Source organism: Marinibacterium profundimaris, assembly GCF_002210095.1.
GTDB classification, from domain to species: Bacteria; Pseudomonadota; Alphaproteobacteria; order Rhodobacterales; family Rhodobacteraceae; genus Marinibacterium; species Marinibacterium profundimaris.
Genome location: NZ_AQQR01000030.1, coordinates 1 through 22,387 on the forward strand (window position 1 = coordinate 1; position 22,387 = coordinate 22,387).

Annotated in this window: 25 protein-coding genes; 7 read left to right on the forward strand and 18 right to left on the reverse strand. The window is 61.5% G+C overall.

Annotated elements, in window-relative coordinates; all coding sequences use genetic code 11:
• The 3 genes from ATO3_RS26575 to ATO3_RS28665 all read left to right on the forward strand — a co-directional run.
• The coding region (locus tag ATO3_RS26575; RefSeq protein ID WP_143747394.1) for an IS110 family RNA-guided transposase at positions 1-928 on the forward strand (928 nt) is incomplete at its 5' end.
• 440 nt (positions 929-1,368) lie between these two features.
• The gene (locus ATO3_RS26580; protein WP_088652832.1) at positions 1,369-4,002 is read left to right on the forward strand and encodes an AAA family ATPase; all 2,634 of its coding nucleotides are present in this window, start codon (positions 1,369-1,371) and stop codon (positions 4,000-4,002) included.
• Positions 4,003-4,177: 175 nt separating this feature from the next.
• Positions 4,178-4,936 (forward strand): DUF2971 domain-containing protein, encoded by a 759-nt coding sequence (locus ATO3_RS28665; protein ID WP_143747395.1) that lies wholly within the window; start codon positions 4,178-4,180, stop codon positions 4,934-4,936.
• Between the two features lie 245 nt (positions 4,937-5,181).
• Here ATO3_RS28665 and ATO3_RS26590 read toward each other — a convergent pair whose 3' ends face one another.
• From ATO3_RS26590 to ATO3_RS26650, 14 genes are all read right to left on the reverse strand, one after another.
• Positions 5,182-5,865, reverse strand: a complete 684-nt coding sequence (locus ATO3_RS26590; RefSeq protein ID WP_088652834.1) for a hypothetical protein — start codon at positions 5,863-5,865, stop codon at positions 5,182-5,184.
• Positions 5,866-6,157: 292 nt separating this feature from the next.
• The gene (locus ATO3_RS26595; RefSeq protein ID WP_088652835.1) at positions 6,158-6,589 is read right to left on the reverse strand and encodes a CopG family transcriptional regulator; all 432 of its coding nucleotides are present in this window, start codon (positions 6,587-6,589) and stop codon (positions 6,158-6,160) included.
• A 2-nt stretch (positions 6,590-6,591) separates the two neighbouring features.
• The gene (locus ATO3_RS26600; RefSeq protein WP_088652836.1) at positions 6,592-8,577 is read right to left on the reverse strand and encodes a conjugal transfer protein TraG; all 1,986 of its coding nucleotides are present in this window, start codon (positions 8,575-8,577) and stop codon (positions 6,592-6,594) included.
• 27 nt (positions 8,578-8,604) lie between these two features.
• Positions 8,605-10,359, reverse strand: a complete 1,755-nt coding sequence (locus ATO3_RS26605) for a relaxase/mobilization nuclease domain-containing protein (protein ID WP_088652850.1) — start codon at positions 10,357-10,359, stop codon at positions 8,605-8,607.
• 243 nt (positions 10,360-10,602) lie between these two features.
• Positions 10,603-11,364, reverse strand: coding sequence for a lytic transglycosylase domain-containing protein (locus ATO3_RS26610; protein WP_088652837.1), 762 nt, complete (start codon positions 11,362-11,364; stop codon positions 10,603-10,605).
• A 2-nt stretch (positions 11,365-11,366) separates the two neighbouring features.
• Positions 11,367-11,702, reverse strand: coding sequence for a DUF736 domain-containing protein (locus ATO3_RS26615; RefSeq protein ID WP_088652838.1), 336 nt, complete (start codon positions 11,700-11,702; stop codon positions 11,367-11,369).
• A gap of 66 nt (positions 11,703-11,768) precedes the next feature.
• A complete protein-coding gene (locus tag ATO3_RS26620; protein WP_088652839.1) occupies positions 11,769-12,311 on the reverse strand; it encodes a S26 family signal peptidase in 543 nt (180 codons plus the stop codon).
• Positions 12,308-12,829, reverse strand: coding sequence for a DUF2840 domain-containing protein (locus ATO3_RS26625; protein ID WP_088652840.1), 522 nt, complete (start codon positions 12,827-12,829; stop codon positions 12,308-12,310). The genes ATO3_RS26620 and ATO3_RS26625 overlap by 4 nt, the downstream gene beginning before the upstream one ends.
• Positions 12,829-13,905 (reverse strand): replication initiator protein A, encoded by a 1,077-nt coding sequence (locus ATO3_RS26630; RefSeq protein WP_456298939.1) that lies wholly within the window; start codon positions 13,903-13,905, stop codon positions 12,829-12,831. The genes ATO3_RS26625 and ATO3_RS26630 overlap by 1 nt, the downstream gene beginning before the upstream one ends.
• 114 nt (positions 13,906-14,019) lie before the next feature.
• Positions 14,020-14,301: a helix-turn-helix transcriptional regulator gene (locus tag ATO3_RS26635; RefSeq protein ID WP_088652842.1), complete on the reverse strand. Its 282-nt coding sequence runs from the start codon at positions 14,299-14,301 to the stop codon at positions 14,020-14,022.
• Positions 14,302-14,438: 137 nt separating this feature from the next.
• On the reverse strand, positions 14,439-14,948 hold the full coding sequence (locus tag ATO3_RS26640) for a DUF2285 domain-containing protein (RefSeq protein WP_233152332.1): 510 nt from the start codon (positions 14,946-14,948) through the stop codon (positions 14,439-14,441).
• Positions 14,905-15,213, reverse strand: a complete 309-nt coding sequence (locus tag ATO3_RS29610) for a transcriptional regulator domain-containing protein (protein ID WP_408630833.1) — start codon at positions 15,211-15,213, stop codon at positions 14,905-14,907. Before ATO3_RS29610 ends, ATO3_RS26640 begins: the two co-directional genes overlap by 44 nt.
• A gap of 106 nt (positions 15,214-15,319) precedes the next feature.
• Entirely contained in the window at positions 15,320-15,589 is a 270-nt protein-coding gene (locus ATO3_RS26645; RefSeq protein WP_088652843.1) for a DNA -binding domain-containing protein, read from the reverse strand.
• 99 nt (positions 15,590-15,688) lie between these two features.
• Positions 15,689-15,937: a helix-turn-helix domain-containing protein gene (locus tag ATO3_RS26650; protein WP_021120486.1), complete on the reverse strand. Its 249-nt coding sequence runs from the start codon at positions 15,935-15,937 to the stop codon at positions 15,689-15,691.
• A 296-nt stretch (positions 15,938-16,233) separates the two neighbouring features.
• Here ATO3_RS26650 and ATO3_RS26655 point away from each other — a divergent pair, with 296 nt between their 5' ends.
• A complete protein-coding gene (locus ATO3_RS26655; RefSeq protein WP_020042546.1) occupies positions 16,234-17,109 on the forward strand; it encodes a DMT family transporter in 876 nt (291 codons plus the stop codon).
• 80 nt (positions 17,110-17,189) lie between these two features.
• Here the strand turns inward: ATO3_RS26655 and ATO3_RS26660 are convergent, their stop codons facing one another.
• From ATO3_RS26660 to ATO3_RS26670, 3 genes are read right to left on the reverse strand one after another with little or no spacing between them, the layout of a single operon-like run.
• Positions 17,190-17,591, reverse strand: a complete 402-nt coding sequence (locus ATO3_RS26660) for a GFA family protein (protein WP_088652844.1) — start codon at positions 17,589-17,591, stop codon at positions 17,190-17,192.
• Complete coding sequence (locus ATO3_RS26665) at positions 17,575-18,168, reverse strand: GNAT family N-acetyltransferase (protein ID WP_233152333.1); 594 nt, start codon at positions 18,166-18,168, stop codon at positions 17,575-17,577. Before ATO3_RS26665 ends, ATO3_RS26660 begins: the two co-directional genes overlap by 17 nt.
• Positions 18,169-18,200: 32 nt before the next feature.
• Positions 18,201-19,085, reverse strand: a complete 885-nt coding sequence (locus tag ATO3_RS26670; protein ID WP_088652845.1) for a DMT family transporter — start codon at positions 19,083-19,085, stop codon at positions 18,201-18,203.
• 195 nt (positions 19,086-19,280) lie between these two features.
• Here ATO3_RS26670 and ATO3_RS26675 point away from each other — a divergent pair, with 195 nt between their 5' ends.
• Entirely contained in the window at positions 19,281-19,742 is a 462-nt protein-coding gene (locus tag ATO3_RS26675; RefSeq protein WP_020042542.1) for an Lrp/AsnC family transcriptional regulator, read from the forward strand.
• A gap of 166 nt (positions 19,743-19,908) precedes the next feature.
• Here ATO3_RS26675 and ATO3_RS26680 read toward each other — a convergent pair whose 3' ends face one another.
• Positions 19,909-20,799, reverse strand: coding sequence for a LysR family transcriptional regulator (locus ATO3_RS26680; RefSeq protein WP_020042541.1), 891 nt, complete (start codon positions 20,797-20,799; stop codon positions 19,909-19,911).
• Between the two features lie 153 nt (positions 20,800-20,952).
• Between ATO3_RS26680 and ATO3_RS26685 the strand changes: the two genes are divergently transcribed.
• On the forward strand, positions 20,953-21,816 hold the full coding sequence (locus ATO3_RS26685; RefSeq protein ID WP_020042540.1) for an NmrA/HSCARG family protein: 864 nt from the start codon (positions 20,953-20,955) through the stop codon (positions 21,814-21,816).
• 86 nt (positions 21,817-21,902) lie between these two features.
• Positions 21,903-22,376: an AtaL-like protein gene (locus tag ATO3_RS26690; RefSeq protein WP_020042539.1), complete on the forward strand. Its 474-nt coding sequence runs from the start codon at positions 21,903-21,905 to the stop codon at positions 22,374-22,376.
• Positions 22,377-22,387: the final 11 nt, after the last annotated feature.

The window sequence follows — 22,387 nt, forward strand, 5'->3', positions numbered from 1 at the left end:
TGAACTCTACGACCAAGTCCCCGTAAAAACGGGGGGATTACCGCCCTGCCTCATCGGCGTTGAGGCCTGCGCATCGAGCCACCACTGGGGCCGCGAGCTTACGAAGCTCGGTCATACTGTCCGGCTGATGCCACCGATGTACGTCAAACCCTACGTGAAACGGGGCAAGTCCGATGCTGTCGACGCAGAGGCCATTTGCGAGGCCGTGACGCGGCCGACCATGCGCTTTGTCGAGATCAAGTCCGAGGACCAGCAGGCGCTTCTCTCCCTGCATCGCACACGGGACTTGGTGGTTCGGCAGCGCTCCCAGCTGATCAACATGCTCCGAAGCCTGGCCGCGGAGTTCGGGATCACCATTGCTCGGGGCGTCGCGCGGCCCATCGATTTTGCGAAAGGGATCATCGAGGGCAAGCAGTCCGGCTTCCCCGACCTTGCCCAGGATGTTCTGCGGGTTCTCAACCGTCAGCTGGTCGAGCTCCACAACCGCCTTCGCTGGTACGAGATCACGATGCGTATCCAGGCCCGTCTCAGCCGCCAGGCGCAACTCTTGCAGACCATTCCCGGCGTCAGGCCGGTGACCGCCTCGGCCGTGGCCGCCACGATCGGGTCGGGTCACCAGTTCAAGAGTGGTCGGGAATTTGCGGCGCGGCTTGGTCTGACACCACGCAACCACTCCAGCGGTGGCAAGGAGCGCTTGGGAAAGATCACCAAGATGGGCGATCGGTATCTGCGCCAGCTTATCGTCGTCGGGATGACATCGCGCGTGCGGCAGGTCACTAATCATGCGGAGCGCGCCGATCCCTGGCTGACGAAGCTGTTGCAGAGAAAGCCGGCCCGGCTCGCGACCGTCGCCATGGCGAACAAGACGGCGCGGATCATGTGGGCGGTGCTGACCAGGAACGAACCCTACCGCCCGCATACCGCCTGAGGCGTACAGAAACAGTGAGATAGCAAGACCGACGATGTGATGGTGTACCCTTCAGCCGCAACGATCAGGACGCTCCGCCGAATGACCCGGGCGCAATTGCCCGCAAAGCAGATAGGAACTTGATCTGCGGATCCCATCAGGACCAGCGGTGTGAACCGCGCAAACAGGCCGGACACAAGACCGCTTCTGAAAAGGTACATGAGATCATTTAGGACTTGCTATGCGGGAGCCATCCACACAGGTCCTTCGCCCCACTTGCAAGCTATCGATCCGCCGCCAGAGAAAGCTGACATTGGCGTCGCGCATGTATCCGCACACAGGGCTCTGCTATCCTACAACGATTCCAACTGCGAACAGAGGAATAAGCTTCCGTCATTGGCTAGGCACTTGTAACGTTCTGATATTGAGGGTCATACTTTTTGAGAGAGATTAATACGGTGATGTCGGACAGCGCGAGTATCGATAAGAGCGAAGATACTGTCCCAAGACGAATCTTGGCTTGGTCAGAGGGCCGTCCACTGTGGCAACGCGATGCGCTGCGCCGCATTGTCTTGAACGGTTATCCGAATGAAGAGGCGCTCGAGGAGTTATTGGAGCTTTGCAGAAAAGAGCATGGCGACCCAACAGTGACGCTGATGGCCAAACCACTTTCGAAGGACCACCTGCCGATTGATCCTGGTGCCGGTGAGTCGATTTCCCTGTCCGGCATTGCAAATGTATTTGGTGTAAACCAGCTCGCGACCGGCCAGACGCTAAACTTTGAGGAGTCCGGCCTGACCATTGTTTACGGGCAGAACGGCACAGGAAAATCCGGCTACACGCGAATTCTTAAGAAGGCTTGCCGCTCACGACATGCCGGTGAGATCATATCCGATGTTTATAGCTCTTCCCCAACGCATACAGCAAAGGCCGATCTGAAAATCACCCGTACTGGCGGCGCAGCGGAAACGGTCGCGTGGGAAGATGACGGCGGGTCCGCCGAGGCGCTTTCCGCCATCACGGTCTTTGACCGTGACGCAGCTTCGGTACACGTTCAGAAGAAAAACGAGGTTTGGTTTCGTCCCTTCGGCCTCGATATTCCGGATGACCTCGCCGGTGTCTGTCAGGAAATCAAGGCGCGCCTGACAACAGAGAAGGAAAAATTGGAGCAAAAGCGCAACTCCGTTTTCGTCAATCCAATCTGGTCGAGCCGCTCTGCGCTCGGCAAAGCCCTGTCTTCGCTTCGTCATGATACCGATATCGCGGCCATGAAGTCCAAGACGCCCTTTTCGGATGCGGACGAAGCACGCTTGACTAAGCTTCAAGCCGATCTCGCTCAAGACCCCGCTGTGGCGGCAAAAGCGCAGCGCGACTACGCGTCCCAGCTCGATCAACTGGAATCCTATTTGAAGCGGATCGAGCAGGCGCTGAATGACGAGGCCATTCAGGCGCTTCGTGCTACGAAAAAGAGTGCTGACGACATGCGGACGGCCGCCAACACGGCAGCGCATGAGGCGTTTTCCGGATTGGCGCTTGAGGGCGTTGGTGAAACCGTCTGGCGAACCCTCTGGGAATCCGCCAGGTCATATTCGCGGGTGGCGAAGGACGTTGGAGTGGCGTTTCCACCACCGCAAGGGGATATCTGCGTTCTGTGTCATCAGGAGATCGACGATTCCACCGCCGCGCGGATGCTTGGTTTTGAAGACTTCATCAAGAAGGACACAGAAACCAAAGCGGCTGAGGCCGAACGCGTCTTCAAGGAAGCAGAGCAAAAATTCCGCGCTGTTGCTATCCACGTCAACAAGGTCTCTGCCGCCTATCGGAGTTTGAAAGCTGGTAACTTCACGCTCGCAAGGCAAGTGCTGAGATCCATCGCGCTCGCGCGTCGTGTGCAGGTCCAGACGCTTGCGCAGCTCTCCGGCGAAGATGTTCCGAATCCGTTGGCTTTGCCTGAATCCGTCGCGGAGGCCGTAAACACCGAAGCCGCGCAGACCCGTGCCTATGCGGCTTCTCTCGATGACGCATCCGGCGGCGAAGCACGGGAAGCCGTGCTGAACGAACTGGCTGATTTGCAGGATCGGAAACAAAGTCACGATCTGCTGGATATTGCGAAAACAGAGATCGCGAGGCTCGCAGAGCTAAAGCGCAATGAAGACTGCTTGCGCGACACTGCTACCACGGCGATCACGCGGCTCGGGAACGAAATTGCCGACAATCTCATCACGCCGCGTATGCGCGACCGGTTTCAACAAGAGATCGTCGCACTGGCTGGTAATCGCGTGCGGGTCGAGGTCGTGCGCTCGGGGGGCAAATTCGGTTCACCCCAATACGAGGTGAAGCTCTATGCCAACCCCAAGGCCAAGGTCCATGATGTGCTCAGCGAGGGCGAGCAGACTTGTGTGGCGTTGGCCTCATACCTTACAGAACTAGCCAATGCATCGCATACATCGGCGCTTGTGTTCGATGATCCGGTTTCATCACTCGATCATCGCTGGCGCTCAAAAGTCGCCAAGCGCCTGGCAAAGGAAGCCGGCGTGCGGCAGGTTATCGTGTTCACGCATGACATGATCTTCGTGAACGATCTGGCACAGCTGGCTTCGGAGCGAAATACGCCGACTACGCTGGCGCATCTCACTCGCGGACAGGATGTCGTCGGCATCGTTAACAAGGATTTGCCGTGGACGGCCTCTAGTATTAGAGACCGGATTGACAAACTTGAAAAAGAAGCCCGCGCTGCAAAACGCTTGTTCGAGGAAAATGACGACGAGGGCTATAAAGCGGCAGCATCTTCGCTCTACAGTCGATTGCGGGCGACTTGGGAACGGGCGCTTGAGGACATCTTATTTGCCAATGTTGTAATGCGTCACCGCGATTACATTGACACCAAAAATTTGAAGCGTGTCACAGCTTTGGAAAACTCCGATGTGCAAATTTTCCAAAATGGGTTTAAAAAGTGCTGTGACTTTGTCGATGCACATGATCCTTCCCGTGGCCATGATCCCGAGCCGCCGGAGCCATCCGAAATCATGGCCGACATTAAGTCGTTAAAGGACTGGTCTGAAGAATTACGAAGTAAGATGAACGGAGTTTCTTGAAACCATAACCCTGTAAGAAGCGTCGGCAAGACGACGATGGCGCATGGGTGCCGTATAGCTGACATTCATACTGAAGGAATGATGCGAGATGGGAGAGCAGCCGTTTGATCAACACCTTTAGAGCGGGAACGTCCCGTGTAAGGTTGCTCTTTAAGAACTCGCGGAAGGGAAGCAGATGATGGGAACAGGTGCCGTGGATAAGTGTGTCTTAAATTTAAATGATGATGAACTCGATCAGCACATCTACAGAATCATGCCCGAAAAATATGTGATCGATATTTTCTCCCAGCAGACAAATGTTCTGAGCCAAGTGCACAATTGGAAGGACAAGTTTGAGAACTTTCAGCTCAAGCTTGGAGGCATCCTGAATGGTGAGCCATTCGAATACGCGTTTCGGGACGATTTTGTCGGGCAATGTTGGACGAGAGAATATCTATCGGAAGCAATGTGGGGCATCTACGCTAACAAGCCAGACTTACGCTTTCTTCGAGTTCGATCTACGCCCCGAAAACTTCTTGCCGCTCTCATTGAAGCGCATTCGGAAATGCCACAGGATACCTGTTTCATTGGAAAAGTCCTATACAAGCGCGAAAATGATCTAGAAGCATATGCCCGAAATGGCGGCGTGTCAAAGGTCAATGCGCGGCGGCTCGCGGAGAGCCTATTGCTCAAGCGAAGATCCTTCAGGCATGAGAGTGAAGTTCGTCTAATTTATTTTGGGGACGCAAAAGGTTACACGGAAAAGGGTCTATATCGCTACGCTGTTAATCCGCATGAGATGATTACACAGATCATGGCTGATCCAAACCGGGATCGCACTACTTGGCGGGCGGACAGAGAAAGATTGCGAAAGAATACCGGTTACACCGGCGAGATCAAACGTTCGAAGATCTATGATCCTCCGGAATGGGATACACCTACCTTTGGCGGGTAATGAAACTTAAAAAAACGATGGCCGATGTAACGGTATTTCGTCCCGCACATCAAACCTACTTTGTCCGCACTGCGGACCTTTGTTGGGGACAGTATGCTGCGCAGGAGGCGAACGGCCAGTTCGGTGACGATGCGCGGCAACGACACGCCTTGGGTTCAATGACAGGTTCGGGCCGCGAACAACGGATTTGCCCGGTCATGGTCCCACGAAACGCTGCGGAGTGGAGATCGGTAACTGCAAGGTTGTCACGCCCAGAAGTTCAGACTGGAGTTATTCAAGCTACCGCGATCAGTGACGGCATCGAACGTCTCCGGGATGTCGGCCCCATTTCCACCATCGCGGAAAAAATCCCGCACGCTGAAAAGGGCTAGATCGCGCATATGATACCACTCCCGCTGGAGCGCCTCCGATAGCTCTTTCTCACGCTGACGCGCGGTCAGCTTGCGTCGATGAGCGAAAGCCCCGGGTTGGGGCCGGGCAACATGGTGATGATGGAAGATTATCCGACCATAAGACCAGTCATCGTTTTCCGTGGTCCGCCAGCGGTACGAAACCGAGACGGTCATCTCTGGTCGGAACGTGAAGGGTTCGTGGATGTGGTCATCGACATAAAAGCGCTCACCATCGCGCCTCTCCTGTCTTGCCCGACTCTTCATCTGATCGACTGCTGAGGCGAGATCCCATCCGGCACGAATGGCTGCTTGCTCTGAACTCGCGATCTTCGCCGCGGCATTCGCCTTGCGCAGGTTGGCCAATGCCAAGTCGAACCGCCGTTCGGCTTCCTGGACGTAAGCGCCAAGGCGATAAAGCTGTAGGCGCGTCACTGCAGTCGAGCTGTGCGCTTTCCGTGCTTCCTCGATGGCAATTCGAAGAGCATCCACATCCATGTCTTCAATGGCATCTCGTTCGCCCGCACTCAGGTTGATCATCACTTCCCTCCGATAGCGCCCCTCGTGCCGAGAACATATTGACCGCTCGGGCAACCATTGATGAACGCGAAAAGCATTGGTCACTGATCCCGAGACTAGAAACGACAGTTCTACCCCGCAACGCGTGAGTTCGCCTATCACCTGAACTTTCGGTTGCGGCGAAGGTCCGCAATGACGTGCCGTTGCGCAGCACCGAGGTTGGGCATCGGGCGGCGGCTTTGGGCCGATCAACCCGGACACGGTGATCACGGCTACAGTTCCGACGTCTGCGGCTGAGACAGGTGACATCCTTTCAGCCACCTGCGCCTACTTCCACATCCTCCGACACCTCCTGCCGCAGTTTCGGCCCCTGCGCGAGGCGCCGACCGAGCGCCGAGATAAATGCCTCATAGCGCTCCCCAGCCTTCGCCCGCGCAGCTTTCGCTGCAGGTTCCGGCAGAGCCGGTGTTGTCGCAAGCCAGAAGCGGATGAACACAGCCAGGCTTTCGACGGAGATCCCGACATCGCGTTCCAGCCGGGTGATCCGCCTGTCGATCTGATCCAGGCGTCGGGCCAGAACCGCGTCGCGGCGCTCTGCGTCATCCGGAGTGAGGAAGGATGCGATGGCGGCCTCGGCCACCATCGATTGGGATCTGTCGCGCCGGGCGGCAAACTCCGCCAGCATCTGCATGACCTCAGGATCGAGGTAGACTGAGATCTTCGTCTTCTTGCGGCTCGAGGTCATGATCAAAGCTCCATCCCGTCATCGGGATTGAGGGAGACCTGACGCGCGACCCCGCGCATCTGGTGCATGATGCGCCGATTGCGGATGGCGCCATCTTCTTCATCCTCGGGCGGGTCGAATTCAAACTCGTTCTCGAGAGGCGTCTGCCTGTCGACCGGCTGAGGCTGCGCCAGCTCCGGCTGATGACGGCGCTCCGAGGCTTTCGGGTCCTCATCCTCCGGTCTCGTCTCGGATACTGGCTCGAGTTCGTCGTCCTGGGTTGGGACTGCCAGGCTGCTCCAGTCATCTTTCCCCGAAGCGTCCACATCCACCAAGTCGGGTGGCGGCAAGACCCGCTCGATGAACCGCGTATCTTCGTAGTATCGTGCTTTGGTCGCGCGGATCGGTGGTGTGCCGGCCACCATGACGATCTCATCGGATGGCGGAAGCTGCATGATTTCTCCGGGGGTGAGCAACGCCCGCGCAGTTTCTGACCGGGACACCATGAGATGGCTGAGCCAGGGGGCCAGACGGTGCCCGGCATAGTTCTTCATCGCCTTCATCTCGGTGGCGGTACCGAGAGCATCAGAAACGCGCTTCGCCGTGCGCTCATCATTGGGCGCGAAGCTCACCCGGACGTGGCAATTATCGAGGATCGAGTTATTCGGGCCGTAAGCCTTCTCGATCTGGTTCAGCGACTGGGCGATGAGGAAGCTCTTCAGCCCGTAGCCCGCCATGAAGGCCAGCGCGCTCTCGAAGAAGTCGAGCCGACCAAGCGCCGGGAACTCATCCAGCATCAGAAGCAGCCGATGCCGATCATCCTTGCTCTGCAGGTCTTCGGTCAGGCGTCGGCCGACCTGGTTGAGGATCAGTCGGATGAGCGGCTTGGTGCGATTGATGTCAGAGGGCGGCACCACGAGATACAGCGTGACAGGTCGCGATCCCCCGACAATGTCACCGATCCGCCAGTCGCAGCGGCGCGTGACCTGAGCAACGACAGGGTCGCGATAGAGGCCAAGGAATGACATCGCCGTCGACAGCACACCGGAGCGTTCATTCTCGGACTTGTTGAGCAGCTCGCGGGCGGCACTGGCGACCACGGGATGCGGCCCCGCCTCGCCCAGATGCGACGTCCGCATCATCGCGCGGAGTGTGGACTCCACGGGACGCCGCGGGTCGGACAGGAAGTTGGCGACACCGGCCAGCGTCTTGTCCTTCTCGGCATAAAGGACATGCAGGATCGCCCCGACGAGCAGGCTGTGGCTGGTCTTCTCCCAGTGGTTTCGCCTCTCCAGGCTCCCCTCGGGGTCGACGAGGATGTCGGCGATGTTCTGGACATCGCGAACCTCCCACTCCCCACGGCGGACTTCCAGCAGGGGGTTGTAGGCCGAAGAGTTCGGATTGGTCGGATCGAACAGCAGGACCCGACCGTGCCGGGCCCGGAATCCGGCGGTCAGCTGCCAGTTCTCACCCTTGATATCATGAACGATGGCCGAGCCGGGCCAGGTGAGAAGAGAGGGTACGACGAGCCCTACCCCCTTGCCGGATCGTGTCGGCGCGAAGCAAAGCACATGCTCCGGCCCATCGTGGCGCAGGTATTCCCGCTCATAGCGACCGAGGACCACTCCATCCGGGTCCAGCAATCCAGCCGCCTTCACCTCGCCCTTCTCGGCCCATCGGGCTGATCCATAGGTCGCAACGTTGCGGGCCTCGCGGGCACGCCAGACCGACATGGCGATGGCCACACCGATGGCGATGAAGCCCCCCGAGGCAGCGATGATCCCGCCAGTCGCAAAGACCGGTGGCGCGTAGGCCTCGTAGAAGTACCACCACCAGAAGATGGCCGGTGGATAGTAGACGGGCGTCCCGAACAGCACGAACCAGGGCGGGCCCAGCTGCGCCTGATAGCCGAGGCTTGCAGCCACATATTGCGTCGCGCCCCAGGTGGTGGCCAGAATGATGAGGAAGACGATGGAGATCTGCCCCCAGAGGATCTTTGTTGCGGACATGACTGTCGCTCCTTTCCGGTGTGTTGATCAGAGGCCGAGGCCGCGCTTGCGGCCAAAGTCCCAGTCCACTCCGCTGTCCCCGCGCGCGACGCCGGTGACATCCCGGCCGAGGTGCTTTTCGAGAGACGGAGACCAGGGCACGAGCTGGAACCCGAGCGCGCCGTCAGCTCCATAGCCCTCGACCATGGCAAAACGGCCCGAAGCCAGCGCGAGACGCTGGCGATAGATGCCGCTGACGTAGTCACCCGGATCCGCCTTGTTGAACGGCAACCCGGTTTCCGCCGAGAGCTGCGCGCCAACCGCCTGCAACTCCCGGTCGCGCAAGGTTCCGAGCAGGCGCCGGGCAAAGACCACCCTGCCGTCCCGCCGCTCTCCTAGCCCTTCCGTGACCAGGTGCTCGGCCCGGAATTCAAGGGCCTCCCGGACCTCGGCACCGAAGCCCTGGTCCGACAGGGCGAGCGGGTCGCGCGCGATTGCCTGCCGGTCGAGCCAGGTGGCCCCCGACGCGGAGACCTGCGCTGCAAGGTCCAGGTCGGACCGGACCGCCAGCGCGACACGACGCTGGCCGCGCGCATCGTCATAGGTGCGGAGCTCCACGATCGAGCCCGGAGCGCTGTCGCCGGCGGCGTCGAGATGGGGCAGACGGATATGGTGGCTCCGGCCATCGACACCATCGACGACGGCATAGGCCGACCCTTTCAGCTCGTCATCGAGACCGCGCTCGACCAGACGACCGATGACGGGAACATCGAGGCTCTCCGCGGCAAGCACGTAACTCGAGGACCCGCGCTCGATCCCCCGGTCCGTCAGGGCACGATGCATTCGCTTGATGATGTCGCCACGCTCCCCCATCTCGCGCAGGACCGCCTCGGCATCATCCCTGATGTGCCACTGCGACTGTCCGATCTGGTCGGCAACGCCAAGGACTTCCAACCGGCGCAGACGCCCGACCTTCAGCTGGTGAAGCGCATCCGGCTGCCGATCCGTATCCGGCGCCATGTCAAGGATGCGCGAACGCCCCGCATCCCGCAGCAACTGTCGATCGAGCTGCGTCCAACGCTCTGCCCCGATCTGACGTTCATGCGTCCGGCGGATCTCGAGATCGCTGCGCGGGCCCAGTTCCTGGGTGATGAGATCCCGTGCCCTGTCGCGCATCCCCTCCTTGATGTAGTCCCGCGAGATCACGAGATCCGGGCCGTCGTCACGCACGCCCCGGACGATCAAATGGACATGCGGATGGGCCGTGTTCCAGTGATCGACACCGACCCAATCGAGAGACGTGCCGAGATCCTGCTCCATCCGCCCGACGAGATCGCGGGTGAAGGATTGCAGGTCGGACATGTCCGGCGCGTCGTCGGGCGAGACGATGAACCGGAAATGATGACGGTCATCGCGACACCGCTCGGCAAAGGCCCGGCCATCGGCATCCTCCGCTCCCGGCCCGAAAAGCCTGGCCTTTTCCCCGTCCCGGGTCACGCCGTCCCGGCGCAGGTAATCGAGGTGGGCTCCGAGAGGCGCGGTGTTCTTGCTGTGCCGCACCACGCGCGCCTTGACCACCGCGCCGCGCGTGCGGGCGGTAATGAGGCGGTTGGCCTGAATGCTGGCGCGCTGACCGCGCCCGAAGCGGGACCGATTGCCAGGGGTGACGCGCCCCGCTCGCGAGACGCCACCCCCGGCCTTTTTTGCCGTAGCCAGGGCCTGTGCGATGAAGGGCCGTGCCTGCTGCGCCCGTGTCGAACGGATACGTCCCGGACGGATGCGGAACTCGCGATCATCGGGCATGGGAGGCCCCCACACAGTGCGAAACATCGCAAAAGATCAGAATGTTGGACACATCTCGCACGCTGCGCGCACGCGCCATACGGTGCGGAACGCAGCAAAAACATGAACAAAAACAACCGCCCAACCGCCGCGCACCGTGCGCCCTTTTATCCTGCCATCCGTCGGTCGTGGTGCCCGCCGCCACCCCTCGCGCCCTCCAAGACACGCCAGAGCAGGATAGAATGCGAAGTGTCGTCGCGCGGATCATGGCCGGGCCTCACTAGTCTCCGGCTGGACGAAGAGGCCCTCAGATTGCGGGGTGATGCCCGCCTGTGGCACCGCCGGGACGGGTGAAACAGCGCCGCCGAGCGTCCGATGAGGCGACACAGGATCAGTCGCAGACGTCCCGTCGTCGCGGCTGATGAAGATCGCCGCCTCACGCCAATCGAGCGGCCGGCCTGCAGTGATAGCGGTGCCCGATGGCCGCTCGCCAAGCAGAACGGGTGCAAGCGCAGCGACGTAGGCGCGCGTCTCGGCCGGCAACGGACCATCCGCCAGGCGGTATTCATCGTAGCGGGCGGGACCGGCGTTATAGGCGGCCAGCATCGCTGCGACATTGCCATAGCGGTCCCACATCTCGCGCAGATAGGCCGTGCCCGCGAGGATGTTGTCACGCGGATCGTAAGGGTCTTCGCCTAGGCCATGACGGATGCGCAGCCCGGCCCAGGTGTCGGGCATGACCTGCATCAGCCCCATCGCGCCAGCGGAAGAAACCGCACGCAGATCGCCCGCACTCTCTGCCCGCATCACGGCCATGATCCATGTCGTCGGAATGCCGAAGCGCTGCGATGCCTCGGTGACTTGGGCGGCGTAGGGATGCGCGGCGATTGCGTGTTCGGGCCCACCGGTTTGCGCCAAGAGCGGCTGCGTGGCGGTGACCGGGATGAGGAGGCCGGAAAGAAGAAGGAGTATGCGGCGGCAGATGCCACCTCTCCCCGAGGCGGGACGGGTGCAGGACATGATCATCGTCAGTCCCGCTCATCGCGCTTCTTCGGGCGGGTCCAGTGCAACCCCCAGTCCCTGCCCTCCTCATCCGACTGGAACAGGCGGGCGCGGATCGGATGCCGGAAAACCGGATCATCGAGCAGGACCGAAACGAACGCCCCTGCGGTTTCGCCTGTGTGTTTCCAGCCCGCGCCAACTTCCGGGCCCTCCTCGTCACCGAGATGAATGCGGTAGGCGGGAGCTTTCTCTGAATCGACATTGTCTGTGGGAACGAAGGTCAGTTCCAGGTCGAGAGAGAGCGTACGCAGTTGTCCGGCATAGCCAGACGGGGTGCGGGTGAATTGACCGATCTGTGGCATTGGAGGCTCCTTCCTCATGCGGTGAATGGGAGGCAGGCCGCTGGCACGTCCCGCCATAAGCGCGCGTCACCGCTCCGGTGCGTGCCAGACGAGGCGGCCATCGCCACCCTCGTCGGTGAACAGTGGACTGGCCCGGCCGATCACCGCCGAGGTGGGGAACGGACCGAAGTAGCGGCCATCGAAGCTGTCAGAGACCGCCGGGTTCATCAGGAAGACCTCGCCTTCTACGATGGTGCGACAGCCCTGCCAGACGGGAAGATCGCGGCCCTGGCTGTCGCGCTCTCGCGCCTCCCCCAGGTGTCTGCCATCGACGGTGATCGCGGCCCCGTCACGGCAGACCCGTTGTCCCGGCAGCCCGATGACGTGCTTTAGGATCGGCACATCGCGACCGACATAGCCGCGCGCGACCATGAAACCTGCAAAGGGTTCGGGCGGCATGACCACGACCAGATCTGGCACCGCGAGCCGATCCGTCGGCGCGATGGTGTAGAAACCAATCGGCACGCTGGCCGAGGCGTTCCAGACCAGCCGTGGCGCAGTCGGAATGCTGCCGACGATGACGGCGGCGAGCGCCGCAACCGTCACCATGATGTAGCGGGCACGGGTCATTTTCCGATCTCCCGACGCCGGCGCCATGCGGCATGGCCTTCCGCCGTATAGGGACGCGGCGCTTCGCCCGCCTTCATCCAGTGGGCGACATGGCGCCAGTGATCGGGATCGACGTCGGCAGGATCGATGCCGAGACCCTCGATGGCATCGACATGGCGGAGGACCTTCTCGACCTTGGGCCAGCCTTCGATCTTCAACAAAATCTCACCACCTGGGCGCACGAAGGGCAGCGTCTGATAGGAACGGCCGGGCGCCATCGTCAGCACGATGTCGATGCACGAGACGACGGTTCCATACTCATTCGCGGCCCAGCGAACGAAGGCGAAGACAGCACCCGGCATGAAAAAGACCACACGTCGGCTGCGGTCCAGGACCTGCTCCCCTGCCCCGTTGCCGAACCGGATCCAGAACTCGCTCTGCTGCTCCAGCCAGATCAATTCGACGCGGGTCATACCGTCGAAGCTGAGCGAGGAAGCCTCAATCGCGGATGATTTGCCGGGCCTCAGAATGACACTCATCACCGACCTCCCGGAGGATCGAGTGGAAGGCGTGCCAAGACGCGGCGACTGACAGTGTCGGATGCGGGGCTGTCCGGGAGCGATCCGGCAGCGCCAGGCGTGCTCGATGCGTCCGGTTTCTCAGCCTTTCGAAGGCCCCCGGCTGCGCTGCGGATGATGTTCTCCACACCATCCGCGCGCTCTTCAAAGTTAGAGTCTTCGTTAGATTCTAAGTTAAGGGCGCGATTTCCGCTTTTGCTTCCGTGCGTTACACCCTGTTTGGGTTCCTGATAGCACGAGACCCCGGTTCCTGATGGCACGATAGTCCGGGTTCCCGATAGCACGAGCGCATTCACAGGTTTTCCACAGCCCGGCGCAGGCTCGAAGGCCAGCAGCTTGCGGCCACCAACCTCTGTCTCGAAAAAGAGCGTGTAGCCTGGCAGCGGCTGCCGCCGGATGATGTCGCGAAGCTCGAAGGCAAACCGCTTGAAGGGCGACAGTGCCCCGGACTTCTGGTGAAGATGGTGGAAGTCGAAACGCCAGCCATCGCGCTGGCGGCCACCGTGCTTACGGACCAGGCGATACAGCCAGCGGTCGAGCCCGCCGGTCAGGTCGAAATACGCCCGGTCGATGGTGAGGATCAGCGCATTGTCGAGCACGGCCTGATAGAACCAGTCGGGGACAATCAGCTCGATGCCGTCCGGGCGCCCGTCCCTGTCGCTGCGCTCCTGCCATTCGTTGATCCAGGAGAAGCGATGGCGGCGTCCTTCAGCCGGCTGCCGGATCGAGGTGGAGATCGTCGTCGACTGCAGACGATCCAACGCCGCCTTCAGGCGCTGGTAATCACGCGCACTGGTTCCGCGACCGACATAGGTGAGGATCTCATATGGGGTGGCAGCCATCAGCCGGGAGGTACGCAGGCCCGCGTCACGCGCCTCGACGATCTGGCTCGCCGCCCAGATCAGGATGTCGGCATCCCAGATCGTGGCCATACCGTGATCAGGAACAGCCTCGACCCGGATGCTGACGCTGCCAGCGGCAAAGTCGATCGGCGCAACGCGCTTCGACTTGGCGAGCGAGAAGAAGGGATAGGCCATGAGGTCCTGCGCATCTCTGGGGGCGAAGTCACCGGGCAGCGCGCGGAACAGATCGAGCTGTCCGCGCTCGGAGCGGGGTTTGCGTCCATCGGTCATGACGGCATTGCCGCTGCGTCAGCGCACGAAGCGGCCGGGCTGCTGGAGATTGGCGAGCGTGTGGCGTTTCGCCGGGAGCACCTGTCCGCGCGGATCGGAGGTCGAGGTGACAGCGCCGCGTCCAACCCAGGTCTGCAGGTCCTCAATCGCATAGACCACACGCCCGCCCAGCTTGTGGTAGGCGGGACCGGTGCCATAGGTTCTGTGCTTTTCCAGCGTGCGGGCAGACAGGCTGAGGAACTGCGCGGCTTCCTTGGTGCGCAGATAGCGCGGGGGAAGTTCGGTTGAGATGGCGGACATCGGGCGTCTCCCTACTGTGTGTGACCACTGCCGCGAAACAGCGGCGGATGACGGTCATGATGGCGAAGCGCGTCCGGTCAGATGCAGTGGGGAGTTGGCAGGGGTAAATTCGCACACCGCGGCGCGCGATCGCCGACCTAGAGGCGGCGCTGGTGACGAAGGAGCTTGCGATAGCCGCCGGCGATCAGCTCGCGGCCCTCGCGAAGGAGGCTGGAAACCGCAAAGCGGGCTGAGGAGACCTGCCATTCATCGCGATCCAGGCGACCGGTCCGGAACAGCACCTCGGCGATCTGCTTTTGGGTCGCGCCGTCGAAGGCGGCGTCGGAGGCCTGGAGGACCCGCCGCAGGCGTGCTTTCTGTTGCGCTGTGAGGCGAGTGTCGCGGGGGATCGATCGACGGCGGTGCTGGTCCGCCAGGAGCCGCTGGATCGCCTCGATGCGATCAAGGCCCTCGGGGCCGAGAGGAACAGTGGCAACAAGCCGACCACGGTCTTTCAGGGGAGCGACGAGATGCAGGTATGTCCCGTCCGGCAGCCTGTGGCGCAGGTGCTTGCCAATGGGGGATGCCCTGCCCTTCGGGGCGACTATCTCACCGCCGGGAGTATCAGTCTCTCCGGCGAGTGCTTCGGGGGCGACCGCAAGGACCACGGCGCTGGTATCGATTTCGGGGCGCCAGAATATCTCTGCGACAGTCGCGCTCAGACCGGGGCGAACCGGGAAAGCACAGACCCCATCGACGGCCGACCTGATCCCTCAGGTCAGCCCTCTCAGGTGGTCCCCCTGCAAGCTCTGCATAGTCATGTTGATATTCGGGATTGCGACGCAGGCATTCCCAGCCGAGTTCCGGCGCGGCCAGATCATCGAGATAGTCATAGGCCGCCTGGTTACGCCAGTTCGAGCGGTCGGGTTGCATGGCATCGCTTCTCCCTTGGGTTGATCGCAAGAAAGGATTCCGAGAGATCAATCACTTGGGAAGTCCGCCGCAAGGCATCAGGTGATGCGTGGGACGCATCACCTTCTCAGTTGGTTCGCCCCGCCGCCAATTGCCGATAGCCCTCGGAACTCAGCCAGTGTGCGCGTTCAAGATGGGCGTCGTGGACCAGGCGCGCCCGCTCCGGCTCTTTCTGCGTATCGAGGCCAAGGATGATCTGCGCCGCCTCGTGCCAGCTCGCGCCCTCGCCCGCAGCATCGAGCAAACGCATATACTGCGCCATGTGGCGACGGTCATAGTCCGTCACCACGGCCCCCTGCGGCGGCACATCCTGCAAGCTGCTGATCGTCACACGCATCCCCACTGCGGCTTCTGTACATTCCTAGCACAGAAGGTTGACGTTTTCGTGAGCACGGCAATAGCGCAATTCCGTTCACGGCGAAACCTGCCGGAACAGTCAGCTCTTAGCGACGGCTTTCGCCTGCACATGCATCACTCCAATCCCCTGGTCGGAGTTCAGGAGCAGAATGCCATTCGCCTCGAAAGCCCGTCGGACTTGGTCGCGCGTGGTCTCGTAGACCTCGAGCCCGCTTTCGGACTCGAGGCGCTTGAGCGCGGTCAAAGATACCCGGGCCTCATCCGCAAGCTGCTCCTGTGTCCAACCAAGAAGCGCCCGCGCGGCCCGTGATTGTCGGGCGGTGATCATGCAGATCACCTCCCATCCGGCCCGGCGCGCACGCCAGAACTACGACTATTATAGTCGCATTCCTGGGCTGAACCAAGCTAATTGAGGCGAGATATCAACGGGAAGACCGGAACACGGAAAAACTGATCCGTTCGCGCTTAGATGGTAAAGGCACGCGAAAGTGGCGGGTTGCACTCTTTTAGAACAGCTCTAAGGTGGGCGCCAAACACAAGCGCCTTGATGCGCTTTTACGCAAGCCCAACATCCCAAAAATCAAATCGGCGATGTAGCCAGCATTTTGACAAGGGGCTTTCGACATGCACAACACAATTCCCCGTCAGGCAAACAGCGCAACGATCGGCCTCGCGCTCATGGCATCGGCGTCATTGATCGTCCCGATTGTGGACGGCATCGCGAAGCTGCTGGGAGAGACGCTGTCGCCCCTGCTGGTCGCTTGGGCAAGATATGCAGCGGCAACACTTGTGGTCTTGCCGATCGCCGTCGCGATGAGGGGCCGAAGGATCCTTCCACGACTGGGCCTTGCCATGCAGTTCTTGCGGACGCTTTGCCTGGTCATCGCGATGACCCTCTTCTTCGTCTCATTACAATGGACGACCCTCGCCTCCGCCATTGCGGCCTACTTTTCCGGGCCCATCGTCGCCATGCTGCTGTCGGTTCTGTTCCTCAATGAACGGCTGACCATCGCGAAAGGCACGAGCCTTGTCCTTGCGGTCTTCGGCGCCTTGATCGTGCTGCAACCGTTCGGCGGTGGCAGTTTGGGCGCAGGCATCGCTCTCTTGGCCGGATGCTTTCATGGCGTCTACCTCGTCGTCACCAAGCTCTCCGCGTCCCGCAGCGACTCCCTTCAGACGCTGTGCTTTCAATGCCTTGTCGGAACGCTTCTGCTCAGCCCGCAAGCGGCCCTCACATTCGAAGTACCTTCCGTTGACCTGCTTTGGTTGATCCTGTCCATGGGGGCTATCTCCGCCCTCGCCCACTTCCTAACCATTCAGGCCTTCCGTTATGCAGAGGCCAGCAGCTTGTCTCCGCTGGTCTATCTGGAACTCGTTGGCGCGATCGCATTCGGCGCCGCGGTTTTCGGCGATCTTCCCGGCCCAGCAACACTCATCGGCGGCACCCTAATCGCACTGTCAGGCCTAGTGTTGCACAGATCGGAAACGGCGCGCAATTGACGAGATCGCGCGCGGACTTCGGGGGCCTGCGCCCTGATGGTCAGCGCCACGACACGCCGGCGCGTCGCAATTGGCAAGGGTCACCCTTCCTCGAAGGAGTCCCCATCGGCAGGGACAGGGTAATAGTCCCCCTTGCTGGCGACATAGATGTGCTTGCCGATGCGCAGTCCATTGATGACATCCAGGCACCCCGCCGCGATCCCGATCCCGCGTTCACCGTTCATGCGGTAGAATAGGCTGGAACCACATTTGGCGCAGAACCCGCGTTTTGCCGTCTCGGACGAGACATACCACCGAAGCCCTGAATCTTGCGTGAAGGTCAAGTCGTCGAACGCAGCATGTGTCGAGGCCCAAAGATGCCCACTGGTGCGGCGGCACTGACTGCAATGGCAGACGGTGACAGTATCCCGAACGTGTTTCACCTCGAAGGCCACCGCACCGCATTCACATCTGCCCGTCAGCATTTCAATCCTCCCGGTCATCGCCAAGCGCCTTTCTCATGATCGGCCGCGTGTCGGATCGCCGGGCGACCTCGGCAAACCCTGCCTGTCTGAACGTTCCCAAGAACCCCGTCCAGGCATAGAACGACGGAAATTTCTGGCGCGGCGTGTCGATTGGGTAGCCTTCGACAATGGCTGCGCCGCGGCTGTGCGCCCAGTCCACGGCCGCGTTCAGAAGTTTGAGCGAGAGGCCCGTGCGCCTGAACCGTTTGTCGATAAAAAAACAGGAAACCGACCAGACATCCAATTCATCCACTGGCTTGAGTACCCGCGACGAGGCGAGACGCGGAAACGCGGCCCTGCGATCAATCTGGATCCAGCCAATGACGTCCGTGCCCGCCTTGGCGACAAGCCCGGGGGCCTCGCCCTGATCGAACAGTGCCTTCATCGCTTGTCGGTTTCCTTCGCCTTTTCCGGCCTCCATCTCCTTGGCTGTACGCCGCCACAACATGCACCAGCAGCCGCCGCAGCCCCCTTTCTCACCCATGAGGGCTTCGAAATCAGCCCAGATTGCGGGCTGGATCTCTATCGCTTTTGCGGTTTCGGTAGATGAGACCATGTCCGCACTCCATTTTCCTTCATCTCAGCATTCTATGAACCGGCTTGCCTCTGTTCACGCAGGATGGTGAAGACACCGCTCGCAATAATGATCGCCGCGCCGAGAAATGTCATCGCGTCCGGGCTCTCGCGCCAGATGAGCCAGCCGAAGAGCGTGACCCATAGGAGCGCGGTGTAATCCAGCGGCGCCACCACGACCGCAGGGGCGAGGCGGAAGGCCTGTGTCATCATCGTCATCCCGGCGGTGCCGAACAAGGCAATGCCGGCGAACAGCCACAGGTCACCCAATCTGACGTGAACCCAGACGAACGGCACGATCAGCGCACTCAGCAACGCACCCGCCCCGGTCAGATACACGAGCAGGGTCCACACGCTTTCGCGGGGGTCGACCCAACGGGCGCTCAGCATCAAAAGGGCATAGACGAGTGCCGTCGCGACGGGGAGCAGATGGATCAGTTGAAACGCGGCTCCCCCCGGGCGGATGATCACGAGAACCCCGAGAAACCCCGCCAGTACGGCCAGCCAGCGTCGCCAACCGACCTCCTCCGCCAGGAAAACGGCCGAGATCAGGGTGATGAAGAAGGGGGCGACGAAAATCAACGCGGTGGCTTCGGCCAGCGCGAGGTAGATGAAACTGGTGAAAAACATCATCGTGGCACCGACCCAAAGCGCACCACGCAGCAGGTGCGCAACGGTCCGGTGCGAGCGCAGTGCCGACGGGCCGCCCATGAACAGCGCGATGACTATGGTGATCGGCAGGGCGATCACGTTGCGCAGGAACAGGATCTGCAGCGGCGAATAGCCGGCGGTCAATGTCTTCGCAATCGCGTCATTAGCGCTCAGACAGGCCACCCCCACACACATCAGTAGGATGCCTTGCGTGTAGAACCCCTGCGCACCGGACGCCGTATTACTCATTGTCATCCTCCCCGGCAGTGCCTGCCCCTGCGAAAACGCCGTCCCATCGCAGGCTTTCAGCCGGCTGTCTGCGTGGACCAAACGATCCGAAGGATATTCTATGCAAGATTTCGGGAATTCTTTTTGCTTTATTGCTACAAATCTCACGAGAACCAGCATGATGCAGCTGCCCGACGCAAAAAGGAGGAATGAACCATGCACGAGATTGACGAGGTGGACCGGCGCATCTTGCGCGTCATGCAGGCGGATGGAGCGCTTTCGGTCACGGACATCGCGGACCGGATCGGGCTCTCTCAGTCGCCGTGTTCGCGGCGCGTTTCCCGGCTCACCGAACAAGGGATCATTCTTGGCAAGACGGTGATCCTCGACCGGAAAAAGCTAGGCTTCAACGCGATTGTCCTGGTGCGGATCAAACTGACGTCGCACGGTCGCAAGTCGTTTGAGAAGTTCCAGCAGGCCGTGTTGCGCATTCCAGAGGTTCAGGTCGTTCAACTCATGCTCGGCGATTACGATTTCAACGTCCGCGTTGTGGTGCGCGACATGGATCATTTCCACGCCCTTCTACGCGATCAGATCGTCTTGCTCCCCGGAGTGCACGAAATCCAGAGCTCCGTACTACTGGATGAACTCAAGTACACGACCCAGCTTCCGCTCTGAATGTAAGCCTTCCATTGGCAACGAGCGTGAAACGTCGCGAGACTGCTGACATGCGCATACTGGCGCGTGCACTAGACGTGGAATAACCTGAACGGCCAAGGCAGTTCACGCCCGACACCGATGATAGGCAAGTCCTGCGCGCGCCGTGGATCGCTGCCGATGCAGGTTACCGGTCGATGTAAGCCGCGAGCTCCTCGGGCTTGCCCTCGGGGAAAGCCCGCTTGAGCATGTCGAGAAAGGCCGAGACCCGGGCACTGAGAAGGCGGCGCGACGGGTAGAGCGCCCAGAGCGCGATGTCGGGCGCGTCCACGTCGCCCCACTTTACCAGCCTCCCCTCGGCGATGTCGCGGCTGACCAGGGAGATGGGCAGGCGCCCGGCTCCGACACCGGCGCGCACCGCATCACGCACCATGATCAACGAGGCCAGGCCAAGGACCGGCTCGATCTCGACCGACCGTGTCCCGTCGGGGCCCTTAAGCCGCCAAAGGGCGCGGTCCGCGGTCGACCGGACCACCGCTGGCACAGTTGTGTCCGCCTCCGGTCGGGCCAGATCCGGAGGAGCCACGACAACGAGACGATCCCGCAGGAACGCCCGCCCGACGAGACTTTCATCCGGCGCGGGGTTGACCCGGATGACCAGATCGACGCCTTCCTCGATCATGTCGACGGCGCGGTCTTCGGTCGTAACCTCCAGTCGCACCTCCGGGTAGGCCAGCGCGAAATCGGCGGCGATCCGGCCCATGGCGGTCTGCGAGAACAGCAGCGGCGCGCTGATGCGCAACGTCCCGCGCGGCCTCTCGCCGCCCGAGGCCACCGCCACCGTCGCCTCTTCCATCTCAAGAAGAAGGCGGCTGGTCCGCGCGTAGAGGGCACGCCCTTCTTCGGTCAGCTTCAGCAGTCTCCCGCCCCGTTCGAACAGACGTAGGTCCAGCGCCGCCTCAAGCTCGGCCACCCGGCGCGACAGCGTGGCCTTGGGCCGCCCCGCGGCGCGGGCCGCGCGCCCGAAGCCTTCGTGACGTGCCACGAGGGTGAAATCGGCAAGGGCAAGAAGGTCCATTGGTCAGATCCCCGCTGCGGTCGAGTGGTGCGCATACTGTCTCATGAGCGAGACGGTGTGTCCATATTCACCACCTATTCTCACGAAAGTGAAACAGTACATTCCGTCTTGTTTAAACGACGAACCACACAACCAAAGAAACAGGAGCTTCCCATGACCATTCTCGTAACCGGCGCCACCGGAAATGTCGGTCGCAATGTCGTCGATCACCTCGTCCAGCGCGGCGCCGATGTCCGCGCCCTCGTCCGCGATCCGGCCAAGGCCGACTTTCCCGCCAGCGTCGACATCGCCAAGGGCGATTTTCTCGACGTCGACTCCCTGCGCACCGCCTTCTCCGGCGTGTCCACCCTCTTCCTGCTGAACGGCGTTGTCGCAGACGAGTTCACCCAGGCCCTCGTTGCCCTGGCGGTCGCCCGCGAGGCCGGGATCGAGCGGATCGTTTACCTCTCGGTCATTCACAGCGACCTCTACGTGAATGTGCCGCATTTCGCCGGCAAGTACGGGGTCGAGCGGATGATCGAAGAAATGGAGATGCATGCCACAATCCTGCGCCCCGCTTACTTCATGGACAACGAGGTCACCATCAAGGACGCCATCGCCAGCTATGGCATCTATCCGATGCCGCTCGGCGACAAAGGCCTCGCGATGATCGACGCCCGCGATATCGGCGAAATCGCGGCCATCGAGTTGATCCGGCGTGAAGAGGCCCCGGCACCGCTACCGACGGCCCGGCTCAACCTGGTCGGCCCCGACACGATCACCGGCGCCGAAACGGCGGCGATTTGGTCGGAAGTTCTGGGCCGCCCCATCGCCTATCCGGGCGACGACACCGCCGGGCTGGAACAGACCTTGCGGCAGGTCATGCCCTCGTGGATGGCGCTCGACATGCGGCTGATGGCCGAACGCTTCGTGTCCGATGGCATGGTGCCCGAGGACGGCGATGTCGCGCAGCTGGAAACACTGCTTGGGCGCCCGCTGCGCAGCTACCGCGACTACGCCGCCCAGATCGCAGGCTGATCCGGATTTTCCCAAGCGGGGACCACGTGCCCCCTCCTCCACCATTGCGGGCCCTGTGCCCCTACCCACACGAAAGGACCAACCTCATGATCTATTCGACCGCCACCGTGCCCGTGAACCCCGAAGGCAAGGCAAAGCTCACCCTCGACCAGGTCTGGGCGGGGCTGGAACTGAAAGCGCGTGACGCCCGCGAATTCCTGCCCGCAGGACTTTGCACCCGCTGCGACGTGACCGAGGAAAGCGCCACGCATTTCGTTCGCGACGCCACCATCGGTGGCAAGGATCTGCGCGAGATCATCGTCCTGGAGCCCCGTCGCATGGTCACCTTCTTCCAGGCCACCGGCCCGCGCGAAGGCGCCATCGTCAACGAGATCGTCACCGACGACACGGGCGCACTGCATCTGCGGTTCTACTGCTATCTCGGCCTGCGCGACGCCGTGCCGAACGGCCCCGACGAACAGGCTGAGCAGGCGCAGTTCGACAGCGACCAAGGCTACAAAGCTGCCCTTCTGTCGACGCTGGAGCGCACTCGCGCGCTGGTGGCCGAAGCTCGGCTTTGACGGCGGGGCGG

Excerpts from the sequence above, each read along its gene's own strand:
- ATO3_RS26605 (WP_088652850.1), bottom strand. The coding sequence starts at position 10,359 with ATGCCCGATGATCGCGAGTTCCGCATCCGTCCGGGACGTATCCGTTCG.
- ATO3_RS26615 (WP_088652838.1), bottom strand. The coding sequence starts at position 11,702 with ATGCCACAGATCGGTCAATTCACCCGCACCCCGTCTGGCTATGCCGGA.
- ATO3_RS26690 (WP_020042539.1), top strand. The coding sequence starts at position 21,903 with ATGATCTATTCGACCGCCACCGTGCCCGTGAACCCCGAAGGCAAGGCA.
- ATO3_RS26650 (WP_021120486.1), bottom strand. The coding sequence starts at position 15,937 with ATGATCACCGCCCGACAATCACGGGCCGCGCGGGCGCTTCTTGGTTGG.
- ATO3_RS26670 (WP_088652845.1), bottom strand. The coding sequence starts at position 19,085 with ATGAGTAATACGGCGTCCGGTGCGCAGGGGTTCTACACGCAAGGCATC.
- ATO3_RS26685 (WP_020042540.1), top strand. The coding sequence starts at position 20,953 with ATGACCATTCTCGTAACCGGCGCCACCGGAAATGTCGGTCGCAATGTC.
- ATO3_RS26635 (WP_088652842.1), bottom strand. The coding sequence starts at position 14,301 with ATGTCCGCCATCTCAACCGAACTTCCCCCGCGCTATCTGCGCACCAAG.
- ATO3_RS26665 (WP_233152333.1), bottom strand. The coding sequence starts at position 18,168 with ATGGTCTCATCTACCGAAACCGCAAAAGCGATAGAGATCCAGCCCGCA.
- ATO3_RS26620 (WP_088652839.1), bottom strand. The coding sequence starts at position 12,311 with ATGACCCGTGCCCGCTACATCATGGTGACGGTTGCGGCGCTCGCCGCC.
- ATO3_RS26595 (WP_088652835.1), bottom strand. The coding sequence starts at position 6,589 with ATGACCTCGAGCCGCAAGAAGACGAAGATCTCAGTCTACCTCGATCCT.
- ATO3_RS29610 (WP_408630833.1), bottom strand. The coding sequence starts at position 15,213 with ATGCAACCCGACCGCTCGAACTGGCGTAACCAGGCGGCCTATGACTAT.
- ATO3_RS26655 (WP_020042546.1), top strand. The coding sequence starts at position 16,234 with ATGCACAACACAATTCCCCGTCAGGCAAACAGCGCAACGATCGGCCTC.
- ATO3_RS26600 (WP_088652836.1), bottom strand. The coding sequence starts at position 8,577 with ATGTCCGCAACAAAGATCCTCTGGGGGCAGATCTCCATCGTCTTCCTC.
- ATO3_RS26660 (WP_088652844.1), bottom strand. The coding sequence starts at position 17,591 with ATGACCGGGAGGATTGAAATGCTGACGGGCAGATGTGAATGCGGTGCG.
- ATO3_RS26680 (WP_020042541.1), bottom strand. The coding sequence starts at position 20,799 with ATGGACCTTCTTGCCCTTGCCGATTTCACCCTCGTGGCACGTCACGAA.
- ATO3_RS26630 (WP_456298939.1), bottom strand. The coding sequence starts at position 13,905 with ATGGCCTATCCCTTCTTCTCGCTCGCCAAGTCGAAGCGCGTTGCGCCG.
- ATO3_RS26590 (WP_088652834.1), bottom strand. The coding sequence starts at position 5,865 with ATGATCAACCTGAGTGCGGGCGAACGAGATGCCATTGAAGACATGGAT.
- ATO3_RS28665 (WP_143747395.1), top strand. The coding sequence starts at position 4,178 with ATGATGGGAACAGGTGCCGTGGATAAGTGTGTCTTAAATTTAAATGAT.
- ATO3_RS26580 (WP_088652832.1), top strand. The coding sequence starts at position 1,369 with ATGTCGGACAGCGCGAGTATCGATAAGAGCGAAGATACTGTCCCAAGA.
- ATO3_RS26610 (WP_088652837.1), bottom strand. The coding sequence starts at position 11,364 with ATGATCATGTCCTGCACCCGTCCCGCCTCGGGGAGAGGTGGCATCTGC.
- ATO3_RS26675 (WP_020042542.1), top strand. The coding sequence starts at position 19,281 with ATGCACGAGATTGACGAGGTGGACCGGCGCATCTTGCGCGTCATGCAG.
- ATO3_RS26645 (WP_088652843.1), bottom strand. The coding sequence starts at position 15,589 with ATGCGTGTGACGATCAGCAGCTTGCAGGATGTGCCGCCGCAGGGGGCC.
- ATO3_RS26625 (WP_088652840.1), bottom strand. The coding sequence starts at position 12,829 with ATGAGTGTCATTCTGAGGCCCGGCAAATCATCCGCGATTGAGGCTTCC.